Source organism: Burkholderia sp. BE17 (assembly GCF_009362305.1).
In the GTDB taxonomy this organism is placed as follows: Bacteria; Pseudomonadota; Gammaproteobacteria; order Burkholderiales; family Burkholderiaceae; genus Burkholderia; species Burkholderia pyrrocinia_C.
The window spans coordinates 228,635-242,314 of sequence record NZ_WHNU01000001.1; the positions used below are offsets into that span (position 1 = coordinate 228,635).

The 13,680-nt window shown below is 68.0% G+C and carries 8 protein-coding genes; 6 read left to right on the plus strand and 2 right to left on the minus strand.

The annotated features are described in order from the left end of the window. Nucleotides 1–149 precede the first annotated feature (149 nt). The 4 genes from GD429_RS01020 (at nucleotide 150) to GD429_RS01035 (ending at nucleotide 8,521) form a co-directional block, all read left to right on the plus strand. Nucleotides 150–1,490 (plus strand): MdtA/MuxA family multidrug efflux RND transporter periplasmic adaptor subunit, encoded by a 1,341-nt coding sequence (locus GD429_RS01020; RefSeq protein ID WP_152855297.1) that lies wholly within the window; start codon nucleotides 150–152, stop codon nucleotides 1,488–1,490. A 15-nt stretch (nucleotides 1,491–1,505) separates the two neighbouring features. Further along, the gene (locus tag GD429_RS01025; RefSeq protein WP_152855298.1) at nucleotides 1,506–4,619 is read left to right on the plus strand and encodes an MdtB/MuxB family multidrug efflux RND transporter permease subunit; all 3,114 of its coding nucleotides are present in this window, start codon (nucleotides 1,506–1,508) and stop codon (nucleotides 4,617–4,619) included. Nucleotides 4,620–4,723: 104 nt separating this feature from the next. Further along, the gene (locus GD429_RS01030) at nucleotides 4,724–8,032 is read left to right on the plus strand and encodes an efflux RND transporter permease subunit (RefSeq protein WP_152855299.1); all 3,309 of its coding nucleotides are present in this window, start codon (nucleotides 4,724–4,726) and stop codon (nucleotides 8,030–8,032) included. Between the two features lie 105 nt (nucleotides 8,033–8,137). Next, nucleotides 8,138–8,521, plus strand: a complete 384-nt coding sequence (locus tag GD429_RS01035) for a VOC family protein (RefSeq protein ID WP_152855300.1) — start codon at nucleotides 8,138–8,140, stop codon at nucleotides 8,519–8,521. Nucleotides 8,522–8,606: 85 nt separating this feature from the next. Here GD429_RS01035 and GD429_RS01040 read toward each other — a convergent pair whose 3' ends face one another. After that, complete coding sequence (locus GD429_RS01040; RefSeq protein ID WP_152855301.1) at nucleotides 8,607–10,082, minus strand: NYN domain-containing protein; 1,476 nt, start codon at nucleotides 10,080–10,082, stop codon at nucleotides 8,607–8,609. A gap of 290 nt (nucleotides 10,083–10,372) precedes the next feature. On the opposite strand from GD429_RS01040, the gene GD429_RS01045 reads away from it, so the two are divergent. After that, nucleotides 10,373–11,002: an SDR family oxidoreductase gene (locus tag GD429_RS01045; RefSeq protein WP_152855302.1), complete on the plus strand. Its 630-nt coding sequence runs from the start codon at nucleotides 10,373–10,375 to the stop codon at nucleotides 11,000–11,002. A gap of 93 nt (nucleotides 11,003–11,095) precedes the next feature. Here GD429_RS01045 and GD429_RS01050 read toward each other — a convergent pair whose 3' ends face one another. Next, entirely contained in the window at nucleotides 11,096–11,644 is a 549-nt protein-coding gene (locus GD429_RS01050; protein WP_152855303.1) for a peroxiredoxin, read from the minus strand. Between the two features lie 277 nt (nucleotides 11,645–11,921). Here GD429_RS01050 and cdpA point away from each other — a divergent pair, with 277 nt between their 5' ends. Further along, a complete protein-coding gene (cdpA, locus tag GD429_RS01055) occupies nucleotides 11,922–13,664 on the plus strand; it encodes a cyclic di-GMP phosphodiesterase CdpA (RefSeq protein WP_193727037.1) in 1,743 nt (580 codons plus the stop codon). Nucleotides 13,665–13,680 lie beyond the last annotated feature (16 nt).

A 13,680-nucleotide genomic window follows, 5' to 3' on the forward strand; every position in this document is an offset into this window, starting at 1 on the left:
CCGCATTCGCGGTGCGCACAGCTCTTTTCCCGCGCGGGCCGGGAGGGCGCCGGACCGAGCCGGGTTGCCCCTCCCGGCACCGCTTGCTCACGCGCAGCCCGGAGCAGTCCGATTCCCGGTACGCCGCGCCGTCTTCCTGACAGAACACGATGGATAACGAACAAAATCCCACGCCCCCTTCGAATGATCCCGCCTCTCCCGCCGCACGGCGCCCGCGCCGCACGCTGATGATCGGGACGCTGGCGGTCGCCGTCATCGGCGGCCTGCTTTGGTGGCAACCGTGGAGCCGCACACCGGCGGCAGGCAGCGCTGCGACCGGCGCCGCCGCCGGCAGCGGTGCCAGCAGCGGCGCCGGCGGCCATCGCGGCCGCGGCGGCCCCGCCGCGATGGCGAACGTTCCGCAGCCCGTGCAAGTGGCGACCGCGACGCAGGGCGAGATGCCGATCGTGCTGTCCGCACTCGGCACCGTGACGCCGCTCGCGAACGTGACGGTGAAGACGCAGTTGTCCGGCTATCTGCAGTCGGTGTCGTTCCAGGAAGGCCAGATCGTCAAGAAAGGCGACGTGCTCGCGCAGATCGACCCGCGCCCGTACCAGGTGTCGCTCGAGAACGCCGAAGGCACGTTCGCGCGCGACTCGGCACTGCTCGCGACGGCGCGCCTCGACCTGAAGCGCTACCAGACGCTGCTGTCGCAGGACTCGATCGCGTCGCAAACCGTCGATACGCAGAAATCGCTCGTCAAGCAATACGAAGGCGCGGTGAAGACCGACCAGGCCGCGATCGATTCCGCGAAGCTGAACCTCACGTACGCACGCATCACGGCGCCCGTGTCGGGCCGCGTCGGCCTGCGCCAGGTCGACCCCGGCAACTACGTGACGCCGGGCGACAGCAACGGCATCGTCGTGATCACGCAGTTGCAGCCGATGAGCGTGATCTTCACGACGTCGGAAGACAACCTGCCGCAGATCCTCAAGCAGGTGAACGCGGGCCAGAAGCTGTCGGTCACCGCGTACAACCGCAACAACACGGTGCCGCTCGAGACGGGCTCGCTCGCGACGCTCGACAACCAGATCGACACGAGCACGGGCACGGTCAAGCTGCGCGCGAACTTCGATAACAAGGAAGGCATGCTGTTCCCGAATCAGTTCGTGAACACGCGGCTGCTCGTCGACGTGATGCGCAACGCGACGATCGTACCGACGTCCGCGGTACTGACGGGTTCGATCGGCCAGTTCGTCTACGTCGTGAAACCCGACAACACGGTGACGGTGCGCAAGGTCAAGCCCGGCCCGGTCGACGGCGAACGCACGAGCATCGTCAGCGGCATCGCGCTCGGCGAGCGCGTGGTGACCGACGGCTCCGACCGCCTGCGCGAAGGCGCGAAGATCTCGATCCCGGCCGACAAGCCGAAAGGCGCGTCGGGTGCATCGGGCGCCGGCGGCCAACGCGGCGAACACAAGCACGGTGCGTCGCAAGCAGCGGCCCAATAACGCGCGGGCCGCTCGATGAATCCTTCCCGCCTCTTCATTCTCCGGCCGGTCGGCACCGCCCTCCTGATGGCGGCGATCATGCTGGCCGGCCTCGTCGCGCTGCGCTTCCTGCCGCTCGCCGCGCTGCCCGAGGTCGACTATCCGACGATTCAGGTCCAGACCTTCTACCCGGGCGCGAGCCCGGAGGTGATGACCTCGTCGGTCACCGCGCCGCTCGAGCGCCAGTTCGGGCAGATGCCGTCGCTGAACCAGATGTCGTCGCAAAGCTCGGCCGGCGCGTCGGTGATCACGCTGCAGTTCTCGCTCGACCTGCCGCTCGACATCGCCGAACAGGAAGTGCAGGCCGCGATCAACGCGGCCGGCAACCTGCTGCCGTCCGACCTCCCCGCCCCGCCGATCTACGCGAAGGTCAACCCGGCCGATGCGCCGGTGATCACGCTGGCCGTCAAGTCGAAGACGCTGCCGCTCACGCAGGTGCAGGACCTCGCCGACACGCGCCTCGCGATGAAGATCTCGCAGATCGCGGGCGTCGGCCTCGTCAGCCTGTCGGGCGGCAACCGCCCGGCCGTGCGGATCCAGGCGAACCCGACCGCGCTCGCGCAGTACGGGATGAACCTCGACGACCTGCGCACGACGATCTCGAACCTGAACGTGAACACGCCGAAGGGCAACTTCGACGGCCCGACGCGCGCCTACACGATCAACGCGAACGACCAGCTCACGAGCGCCGACCAGTACAACAGCGCCGTCGTCGCGTACAAGAACGGCCGCCCGGTGATGCTCACCGACGTCGCGACGGTCGTCGCCGGCTCGGAGAACACCAAGCTCGGCGCGTGGGTGAATGCCGAGCCCGCGATCATCCTGAACGTGCAGCGCCAGCCCGGCGCGAACGTGATCCAGACGGTGGACGCGATCAAGGCGCAGTTGCCGAAGCTGCAGGAAACGCTGCCGGCCGCGCTCGACGTCGAGATCGTCACCGACCGCACGACGATGATCCGCGCGGCCGTGCGCGACGTGCAGTTCGAGCTGCTGCTCGCGGTCGGGCTGGTCGTGCTGGTGATGTACCTGTTCCTCGCGAACGTCTACGCGACGATCATCCCGAGCCTGTCGGTGCCGCTGTCGCTGATCGGCACGCTCGCGGTGATGTACCTGGCCGGCTTCTCGCTGAACAACCTGTCGCTGATGGCGCTCACCATCGCGACCGGCTTCGTCGTCGACGACGCGATCGTGATGATCGAGAACATCGCGCGCTACGTCGAGGAAGGCGAATCGGGGCTCGAGGCCGCGCTGAAGGGCTCGCGGCAGATCGGCTTCACGATCATCTCGCTGACGGTGTCGCTGATCGCGGTGCTGATCCCGCTGCTGTTCATGGGCGACGTGGTCGGGCGCCTGTTCCATGAATTCGCGATCACGCTCGCGGTGACGATCGTGATCTCGGCGATCGTGTCGCTCACGCTCGTGCCGATGATGTGCGCGAAGCTGCTGCGCCATTCGCCGCCGCCGGAGAGCCACCGCTTCGAGGCGCGCGTGCACCGCTCGATCGACTGGGTGATCGCGCGCTACGCGGTCGCGCTCGAATGGGTGCTGAACCGCCAGCGCTCGACGCTCGTCGTCGCGCTGCTGACGCTCGTGCTGACCGGCCTGCTTTACGTCTACATACCGAAGGGCTTCTTCCCCGCGCAGGACACCGGCGTGATCCAGGCGATCACGCAGGCGCCGCAATCGATCTCGTACGGCGCGATGGCCGAACGCCAGCAGGCGCTCGCGACCGAGATCCTGAAGGATCCGAACGTCGAGAGCCTCACGTCGTTCATCGGCGTCGACGGCAGCAACATCACGCTGAACAGCGGCCGGATGCTGATCAACCTGAAGGCGCGCGACGAACGCTCCGAGACGGCTGCGCAGATCATCCGCGACCTGCAGCACCGCGTCGCGAACATCACGGGCATTTCGCTGTTCATGCAGTCGGTGCAGGACCTGACGATCGACTCGACCGTCAGCCCGACGCAGTACCAGTTCATGCTGACGAGCCCGAATTCGGACGAATTCGCGACCTGGGTGCCGAAGCTCGTCGCGCGGCTGCAACAGGAGCCGTCGCTCGCCGACGTCGCGACCGACCTGCAGAGCAACGGCCAGTCCGTCTACATCGAGATCGACCGCGCGAGCGCCGCGCGCTTCGGCATCACGCCGGCGACCGTCGACAACGCGCTGTACGACGCGTTCGGCCAGCGCATCGTGTCGACCATCTTCACGCAGTCGAACCAGTACCGCGTGATTCTCGAGTCCGAGCCGAAGGAGCAGCACTACGCGCAATCGCTGAACGACATCCACCTGCCGTCGGCCGGCGGCGGCCAGGTGCCGCTGTCGTCGATCGCGTCGTTCCACGAGCGGCCGTCGCCGCTGCTGGTCGCGCACCTGTCGCAATTCCCGTCGACGACGATCTCGTTCAACCTCGCGCCCGGCGCGTCGCTCGGCGAGGCCGTCAAGGCGATCGAGGCCGCCGAGCAGGACATCGACCTGCCCGCGTCGTTCCAGACGCGCTTCCAGGGTGCGGCGCTCGCATTCCAGGCATCGCTGTCGAACCAGATTTTCCTGATCCTCGCGGCGATCATCACGATGTACATCGTGCTGGGCGTGCTGTACGAGAGCTACATCCACCCGATCACGATCCTGTCGACGCTGCCCTCGGCCGGCGTCGGCGCACTGCTGGCGCTGATGATCACCGGGCACGACCTCGACATCATCGGGATCATCGGCATCGTGCTGCTGATCGGCATCGTGAAGAAGAACGCGATCATGATGATCGACTTCGCACTAGAGGCCGAACGCGTGGAAGGCAAGCCGCCGCGCGAGGCGATCTACCAGGCGTGCCTGCTGCGCTTCCGGCCGATCCTGATGACGACGCTCGCCGCGCTGCTCGGCGCGGTGCCGCTGATCGTCGGCTCCGGCGCGGGCTCCGAGCTGCGCCAGCCGCTCGGGATCGCGATCGCCGGCGGCCTGATCGTGTCGCAGGTGCTGACGCTGTTCACCACGCCCGTGATCTACCTCGGCTTCGACTCGCTCGCGCACCGCGTGCGCGGCTGGTTCGAACGCCACGGCCCCGATGCCGGCAAGCGCACGGATGCGTAAATGAAACGACCCCCACGCTCACTTCGTTCGCGTGGGGGGGCGCAGCCCCCCCATCTCCCGAAAACGCATCCGTCGGAACACGCGGCGGCCCAGCGAGTGCCGACATGAACCTGTCGCGCCCCTTCATCACCCGCCCCGTCGCGACGACGCTGCTCGCGCTCGGCGTCGCGCTCGCAGGCGTGTTCGCGTTCATCAAGCTGCCGGTGTCGCCGCTGCCGCAGGTCGACTTCCCGACCATCTCGGTGCAGGCGTCGCTGCCGGGCGCGAGCCCCGAGACCGTCGCGACCAGCGTGACGAGCCCGCTCGAGCGGCACCTCGGCTCGATCGCCGACGTATCCGAGATGACGTCGACGAGCACCGTCGGCAACGCGCGGATCATCCTGCAGTTCGGCCTGAACCGCGACATCGACGGCGCCGCGCGCGACGTGCAGGCCGCGATCAACGCGGCGCGCGCCGACCTGCCCGCCGCGCTGAAGAGCAACCCGACCTACCGCAAGGTCAACCCGGCCGATTCGCCGATCATGGTCGTGTCGCTCTCGTCCGAGACCTCGTCGCCCGCGAAGCTGTACGACGCCGCGTCGACGGTGCTGCAGCAGTCGCTGTCGCAGATCGACGGGATCGGTCAGGTGTCGGTCAGCGGTTCCGCCAACCCGGCCGTGCGCGTCGAGCTCGAACCGCAGGCGCTGTTCCACTACGGGATCGGCCTCGAGGACGTGCGCGCGGCGCTCGCGTCCGCGAACGCGAACGCGCCGAAGGGCGCGATCGAATTCGGCCCGCAGCGCTACCAGCTCTATACGAACGACCAGGCCTCCAGCGCGTCGCAATACCGCGACCTCGTCGTCGCGTACCGCAACGGCTCGGCCGTGCGGCTGTCCGACCTGTCCGACGTCGTCGATTCGGTCGAGGACCTGCGCAACCTGGGCCTCGCGAACGGCAAGCGCGCGGTGCTCGTGATCCTCTACCGCTCGCCCGGCGCGAACATCATCGACACGATCGACCGCGTGCGCGCGGCGCTGCCGCAGCTCACCGCGTCGCTGCCGGCCGACATCACGGTCACGCCCGTGCTCGACCGGTCGACGACGATCCGCGCGTCGCTGAAGGACACCCAGCACACGCTGCTGATCGCGGTCAGCCTCGTCGTGATGGTCGTGTTCCTGTTCCTGCGCAACTGGCGCGCGACGCTGATCCCGAGCGTCGCGGTGCCGATCTCGATCATCGGCACGTTCGGCGCGATGTACCTGCTCGGCTTCTCGATCGACAACCTGTCGCTGATGGCGCTGATCGTCGCGACCGGCTTCGTCGTCGACGATGCGATCGTCGTGCTCGAGAACATCTCGCGGCACATCGAGAACGGCAAGTCGCGGATGCAGGCCGCGTTCGACGGCGCGCGCGAGGTCGGCTTCACGGTGCTGTCGATGAGCATCTCGCTCGTCGCCGTGTTCCTGCCGATCCTGCTGATGGGCGGCATCGTCGGGCGCCTGTTCCGCGAGTTCGCGCTGACGCTGTCGCTCGCGATCGCGGTGTCGCTCGCGGTGTCGCTCACCGTCACGCCGATGATGTGCGCGCGCCTGTTGCCCGAGTCGCACGACCCGCAAAACGAAGGCCGCTTCGGGCGCTTCCTCGAGCGCGGCTTCTCACGCATGCAGCGCGGCTACGAGCGCTCGCTGTCGTGGGCGCTGCGCCGGCCGCTGCTGATCCTGATGACCCTGTTCGCCACGATCGGGCTGAACGTCTACCTGTATATCGTCGTGCCGAAGGGCTTCTTCCCGCAGCAGGACACCGGGCTGATGATCGGCGGCATCCAGGCCGACCAGTCGACGTCGTTCCAGGCGATGAAACTGAAATTCTCCGAGATGATGCGGATCGTGCAGGCGAACCCGAATGTGAAGAGCGTCGCGGGCTTCACCGGCGGCACGCAGACCAACTCCGGCTTCATGTTCGTCACGCTGAAGGACCGCACCGAGCGCAAGCTGTCGGCCGACCAGGTGATCCAGCAACTGCGCCCGCCGCTGGCGGACGTCGCGGGCGCGCGCACGTTCCTGCAGGCCGCGCAGGACATCCGCGTCGGCGGCCGGCAGAGCAACGCGCAGTACCAGTTCACGCTGCTCGGCGATTCGAGCGCCGACCTGTACAAGTGGGGGCCGATCCTGACCGAGGCGCTGCAAAAGCGCCCCGAGCTGACCGACGTGAACTCCGACCAGCAGCAGGGCGGCCTCGAGGCGATGGTGACGATCGACCGCGCGACGGCCGCGCGGTTCGGCATCAAGCCCGCGCAGATCGACAACACGCTGTACGACGCGTTCGGCCAGCGCCAGGTCTCGACGATCTACAACCCGCTGAACCAGTACCACGTCGTGATGGAAGTCGCGCCGAAATACTGGCAGAGCCCCGAGATGCTGAACCAGGTGTGGATCAGCACGTCGGGCGGCAGCGCGAACGGCTCGCAGACCACCAACGCGGCCGCCGGCACCTACGTCGCGACGTCGGCCGGCACGTCGAGCGCCGGCACGGCCACTCAGAGCGCCGCGGCGATCGCGTCCGATTCCGCGCGCAACCAGGCGCTGAACTCGATCGCGGCCAGCGGCAAGTCGGGCGCGTCGTCGGGCGCTTCCGTGTCGACGTCGAAGTCGACGATGATCCCGCTGTCGTCGATCGCGACGTTCGGGCCGAGCACGACGCCGCTGTCGGTCAACCACCAGGGGCTGTTCGTCGCGACGACGATCTCGTTCAACCTGCCGCCGGGCGTGTCGCTGTCGCAGGCGACGCAGGTGATCTACCAGACGATGGCGCAGGTCGGCGTCCCGCCGACGATCGTCGGCAGCTTCCAGGGCACCGCGCAGGCGTTCCAGCAGTCGCTGAACGACCAGCCGATCCTGATCCTCGCCGCGCTGCTGGCCGTCTATATCGTGCTCGGGATCCTGTACGAGAGCTACATCCACCCGATCACGATCCTGTCGACGCTGCCGTCGGCCGGCGTCGGCGCGCTGCTTGCGCTGCTGCTGTTCAAGACCGAGTTCAGCATCATCGCGCTGATCGGCGTGATCCTGCTGATCGGCATCGTGAAGAAGAACGCGATCATGATGGTCGACTTCGCGATCGACCAGACGCGCAATAACCGGAAATCGTCGTTCGACGCGATCCACGAGGCGTGCCTGCTGCGCTTCCGCCCGATCATGATGACGACGATGGCGGCGCTGCTCGGCGCGCTGCCGCTCGCGTTCGGCAGCGGCGACGGCGCCGAGCTGCGCGCGCCGCTCGGGATCGCGATCGCCGGCGGCCTGGTCGTGTCGCAGGTGCTGACGCTCTATACGACGCCGGTCGTCTACCTGTACATGGACCGGCTGCGCGTGTGGGCCGAGAAGCGGCGCAACCGCCGCGGGAATCCGGGCGGGCCGGCGATCGCCGGGGAGTGATGGCAGCGGCCGCCTGTCAGGCGGCCGCTGCCCGCGCTTGAACACCGGCGGCGATCGGCTATCGTGTTTCCATGCCCACCGCGGTGCCCTTCACGGGAACACGCCATGAACGTCCAGCTCAACCACACGATCGTCTGGTGCCGCGACAAGCACGCGTCGAGCCGCTTCCTCACCGAGCTTCTGGAACTGCCGCCGCCGACGCCGTTCGGCGCGATGCTGGTCGTCGCGCTCGACAACGGCGTGTCGCTCGATTTTTACGAAAAGAAGGGGGAGATCACGGCCCAGCATTACGCGTTCCTGATCGACGAAGCCGGCTTCGATCGCGTGTTCGCCCGCATTCGCGAGCGCGGGCTGCCGCACTGGGCCGATCCGGCCAAGCGGCAACCCGGCGACATCTACCGCCACAACGGCGGCCGCGGCGTGTATTTCGACGATCCGGACGGCCACTTCCTCGAAGTGATGACGCAGCCGTATGTGCTGAACGGTTAGCTCGGCAGGCCGGCCGGCGTTGCGCCGGCCGGTATTGCGCGGGCCGGGTGCCGCCCTGTTTCGGACCACACCCGGCCGGCTGCCGTCACTCGGCAGCCGTCGCCGTCTTGCGCGGACGACGCGCACGCGGCGCCGCCTTGCGGGCCGGCTTCTTCGGCTTGGCGGCAGCCGGTGCTTCGGCAGCCGACTCAGCAGCCGATTCGACCGGCGCGGCGTCATGCGACGGCTGCGCCGCGGCAACCTCGCCGCCGAAATCGCCGGCCGCCGGCTCGGCGTGCGTCATCGCCGCGTGCCGGTCGTCGCCCTGCCCCGCATCGCGATGTGCGTCGTCGGCATGCTTGCCGTGCGCGTGCTTGTCGCCACCGTGCTGCGCCGCGCCATGCGCGGTGTCGTCCGGCTTCCCGGCCTCGTGACGGCCGGCGCTCTTCGCGGCGGCGCCCTTCTTCGCGCCGGTCTTCTTCGCCGCGCTCTTGCGTGCGCGCTTGCGGCCGTCCTTCGCATCGCCGTGCGCATCGGCCGCGTCGGCCGTGACGGCAGGTGCAACCGCCGCCGCTGCGTCGGCGACTTCGGCAACGACCGCCTCTTCCGCTTCGACCTGCACGCTTTCGTGCACGACCGCTTCCGCCCGATGCCCGCGACGTCGCGACTCGCGTCCGGCCCGCGCCGGCTCGGCCGCACGCTGGCCGTGGTGCGCAGCGGCGCCTTCACCGCCCGCCGCGACCTGCTCCGTGGCCGCCGGCTGACGTGCCCGCGACACGAACGCGCCCGACTTGTCGTCGCGTCCCACTTCGAGCAGGCCGCGCGCCTGCGCCTCGTCGAGCAGGTTGCCGAACGCGCGGAACCCGTAGTACGACTCGTTGAAATCCGGCTTGCGGCGCTTGATCGCGCTCTTGAGCACCGACGCCCAGATCTTGCCGACGTCGTCGCGCTCCGACGCGAGCGCGTCGAACGTCTCGACCGCCAGCGCGATCGCCTCGGCCTTGCGCGCGTCCATGTCGTGCTTGCGCGACGGCTCGTCGGGCCGCTTCGCGCCGCCGTTACCGGCGCGCTGCTGTTGTTCGCGCTTCGCAAGCGTGCGCTGCTGCTCGCGCACCAGATCGTCGTAGAAGATGAATTCGTCGCAGTTCGCGACCAGCAGGTCCGACGTCGATTTCTTCACGCCGACGCCGATCACCTTCTTCGCGTTCTCGCGCAGCTTCGACACGAGCGGCGAAAAGTCCGAGTCGCCGCTGATGATCACGAACGTATCGACGTGCGACTTCGTGTAGCAGAGATCGAGCGCGTCCACGACGAGCCGGATGTCGGCCGAATTCTTGCCCGACTGGCGCACGTGCGGAATCTCGATCAGCTCGAAGCTCGCCTCGTGCATCGACGCCTTGAAGCCCTTGTAGCGATCCCAGTCGCAATAGGCCTTCTTCACGACGATGCTGCCCTTCAGCAGCAAGCGCTCCAGCACGGGCTGGATGTCGAATTTCTCGTACTTCGCGTCGCGCACGCCGAGCGCGACGTTCTCGAAGTCGCAGAACACGGCCATGCTGACGTTGTCCAGGGGTAATGCCATGTGTACTCCAACCGGTTGGCCGACGCGTTATAGGACGTAGCGTCGAAAAATGCATCGCGCACATGATAGCCGGTCGGCGCGTCATTCCCGAATCCGTGTGAATGAATGACCGCCTGACCGTCCGCCATGTAGCCGTGGGCCGCGTATCCGCGCCGGGAAGCCTTTGCCGGTAGCCTGCGCCGGTATGCCCCTCATTACTGTCCGCCGCCGGGCCAAATCGACATTACACTTGAGTTATTGGTCGTCCGTCCCTATCTGGAAGGACGACTCACCGAGCAAGGAGCAGTTTCATGACGACGAAGGTACTGCTGATTGGCGCGACCGGCCGCACTGGCCAGGCGTGCGCGGATCTGCTGCTCAAGCAGCCGGAGTTCGAGGTCACGGCGCTCGTGCGCCGGCACGGCTATGCGCTGGCGGGCGCGAAGGTCGTCGAGGCCGATCTGACCAACGATTTCTCGCACGCGTTCCAGGGCATCACGCACGTGATCTACGCGGCCGGCTCGGCCGAAACGGAAGGCGCGGCCGAAGAGGAACAGATCGACCGCGACGCGGTCGCCCGCGCGGCCGAATACGCGCTTGCCTACAACGCGCAGAAGCTCGTGGTGATCAGCTCGCTGTCCGCATACCGGCCCGATCAGGGCCCCGATGCGCTGCGCCACTATTCGCAGATGAAGAGCGAAGGCGACGAGCGCGTGATCGCGTCGGGCGTCGACTACGTGATCCTGCGCCCCGGCCCGCTCGCGGACACGCCCGGCGTCGGCAAGATCGCGCTGACCGATGCGTGGCTCGACCCCGCACCGCCGGTATCGCGCCAGGATGTCGCGTGGGCCGCGATCGAGGCGATCAAGCTCGGCATCTCGCGCAAGATCGTCGGCTTCGTCGGCGGCGGCGTGCCGATCGAGCAGGCGCTGCGCGCGTAGCGCGGCTACCGGCGCGCCGCCTCGCGCGGCGGCGCGTTTTCCCGTGCCGGCGCGGCCCGCACGACGGGCCGCCTTGACGCCCGGGCCGGCCGCCTACTGCTTCGGATGCGCGTCGGCCCACGCCTTCACGGCGGCCAGCGTGTTCTCGACGTGCTTGTCGGGCGACAGGCTCGTGTATTCGTACAGAATCTTCCCTTCCGGCGAAATCACGTAGGACACGCGGTTCGCGCGGTCGAGCGCCGGCAGCTTCGCGTCGTATTCGCGGATGATCTTCGCGTCCGGATCGGCCGCGACCGGGAACTTGCTCCGGCACTCGCTCACCGAGAACTTCGTCAGCGTGTCGATATTGTCTGCCGATACGCCGATCACCGTCGCGCCGTAAGCCTTGTAACGATCGACCGCATCCGCGAACGCATGCGCCTCGATCGTGCAGCCCTTCGTGAACGCGGCCGGGTAGAAATACAACACGACCGGCCCCCGCTTCAGCGCGTCGGCGAGCGTGTACGTGTAAGTCTTGCCGCCCAGCGACGCCTGCGTCGTGAAGTCCGGCGCCGCGGCGCCCGGCTTCAGTTGCGCCTGTGCCATCAGCGCGTGGCCGGCCACCAGCGCCGCCACGCCGCCCAGCAACAGTTTTCGCTTCATCTGCGTCCTCATTTCTTATAAAGTCAGCCTCGATGTAGGCCACGCCAGCGTTCGCCTGTCGAACGCGCGTGCATGATCGGGTTCCGCGGCAGCGCCATCCGCGCCCGGCCCGTTAAAGATTTCCCACAGTCTGCCGTTATTCCTTCCGGACAACCGGTTCCAGCCCTTCACGTCAGCGAGAAACATGGAAGCCAACAGGAAACAGACGTCACGCAAGGGCTCCTGGCGCAGCGCCTTGCATACGCTGCGCCGCTTCGCCTGGTCGGGCGGCGCGCTGATGCCCGCGCGCGCCGGCGCGCCGCGCCGCGACGACTCCGTGCGCAACTGGCTGGAACAGACGGTCGGCACGGTGGATTTCCTCGCCCATGTCGACCGCGAGCTGCGCTTCCTGTACGTGTCCGACGCGAGCCTGCGCTTCATCGGCTATCACCGCGACTACCTGCACACGCTGACGCTGCGCGACCTGATCGCCGAACAGGATACCGCGGCGCTCGAAGGCCTGCTTGCGCGCGCCGCGCGTTCCGGCCAGGTCGAGAAGGCGACGATGTGCATCGTCAAGTCGCTCACCTACCCGCTGGACGTCGAGATCCGTGCGTTCAAGAGCCGCCACCACGGAGTCGACGGCTTCGCGATCGCGGCGTTCGACGTGTCGTCGTGGCGCGCGCTCGAGGCGCGCCTCACGTACGAAATGCACCACGACCCGATGACGGGGCTCGACAACCTGTCCGCGCTCGTGCCCGCGCTGATGCGCGCGCAGCAGACCGCCGACGAGGACGGCACCTGCGCGGCGCTGCTGCTGCTCGACCTCGACGACTACCAGCGGATCAACCGCGCGCTCGGCTACGACGCGGGCGACACGCTGCTGCGCGAAACCGCGCAGCGGCTGAAGGTGCTCGTCACGCCGAACGAACGGCTCGCGCGCGTCGCGAGCGACAAGTTCGCGGTCGTGCTCGGCGCACCGGACCGCACGAGCGCGAGCAATGCCGCCGACGCGCTCGCGCGCCGGCTGCAGGCCGCGGTGCGCGAGCCTTACGTGTACCAGGGACAGACCGTGCACCTGTCCGCGAGCATCGGCATCGCGCTCTATCCGGACGAGCGGGCCGCGCCGCATCGCGCGCAGCACCACAGCCCGCTGCTACGCCGCGCCGACCACGCGCTTGCGCAGGCGAAGGCATCGGGCGGCAACGCGCTCGCGTTTCATGCGCCCGTCGACGATCCGGCCGACGCCGAACGCCTGAAGCTCGAAGCCGACCTGTACGACGGCGTGCGCAACGGCGAGTTTTCGCTCCATTTCCAGCCGATCACGCACAGCCAGTCGTGCGCGGTGGTCGGCGTCGAGGCGCTGATCCGCTGGCGCCATCCGGTGCACGGCCTCGTGCCGCCGGCGACCTTCATTCCGCTCGCCGAATCGATCGGCCTGATCAACTATCTCGGCAACTGGGTGCTCAAGGCCGCGTGCATGCAGCTCGTCGCATGGGACCGCCAGGGGCTTGCGCTGCAATACGTGGCGGTCAACGTGTCGCCGCAGCAGTTCCGCGACCCGCGCTTCACGCAGAGCGTGCGCGAGGCGATCGCGCTGACGGGCATCGACCCGCGCCGCATCGTGCTCGAAATCACCGAAAGCCTGCTGATGCACGATCCCGCGCACGCGAAGGGGCTGCTCGAGGAGCTGACCGATCTCGGCATCCGTTTCGCGATCGACGATTTCGGCACCGGCTATTCGAGCCTCGCGTACCTGCAGCGCTTCCCGCTCGCGAAGCTGAAGATCGACCGCAGCTTCGTCGAGAACCTGCTGACGTCGCGCAACGACCGCGCGATCGTATCGGCGGTGGTCGGCCTCGCGCAGACGCTCGATCTCGAACTCGTCGCCGAAGGCGTCGAGACCGAGGCGCAGCGCGAATTGCTGACGGAAATGGGCTGCAATCACATCCAGGGCTGGCTCGTCTGTCAGGCGCTGCCGTCCGAGGAGCTCGCACGGCGCTTCGAGGCGCAGCAACTGCACCTGCACGCTGCCGCCTGACGCGCGCGGCGAACCG

Excerpts from the sequence above, each read along its gene's own strand:
- cdpA (WP_193727037.1), top strand. The coding sequence starts at position 11,922 with ATGCCCGCGCGCGCCGGCGCGCCGCGCCGCGACGACTCCGTGCGCAAC.
- GD429_RS01040 (WP_152855301.1), bottom strand. The coding sequence starts at position 10,082 with ATGGCATTACCCCTGGACAACGTCAGCATGGCCGTGTTCTGCGACTTC.
- GD429_RS01045 (WP_152855302.1), top strand. The coding sequence starts at position 10,373 with ATGACGACGAAGGTACTGCTGATTGGCGCGACCGGCCGCACTGGCCAG.
- GD429_RS01035 (WP_152855300.1), top strand. The coding sequence starts at position 8,138 with ATGAACGTCCAGCTCAACCACACGATCGTCTGGTGCCGCGACAAGCAC.
- GD429_RS01050 (WP_152855303.1), bottom strand. The coding sequence starts at position 11,644 with ATGAAGCGAAAACTGTTGCTGGGCGGCGTGGCGGCGCTGGTGGCCGGC.
- GD429_RS01020 (WP_152855297.1), top strand. The coding sequence starts at position 150 with ATGGATAACGAACAAAATCCCACGCCCCCTTCGAATGATCCCGCCTCT.
- GD429_RS01030 (WP_152855299.1), top strand. The coding sequence starts at position 4,724 with ATGAACCTGTCGCGCCCCTTCATCACCCGCCCCGTCGCGACGACGCTG.
- GD429_RS01025 (WP_152855298.1), top strand. The coding sequence starts at position 1,506 with ATGAATCCTTCCCGCCTCTTCATTCTCCGGCCGGTCGGCACCGCCCTC.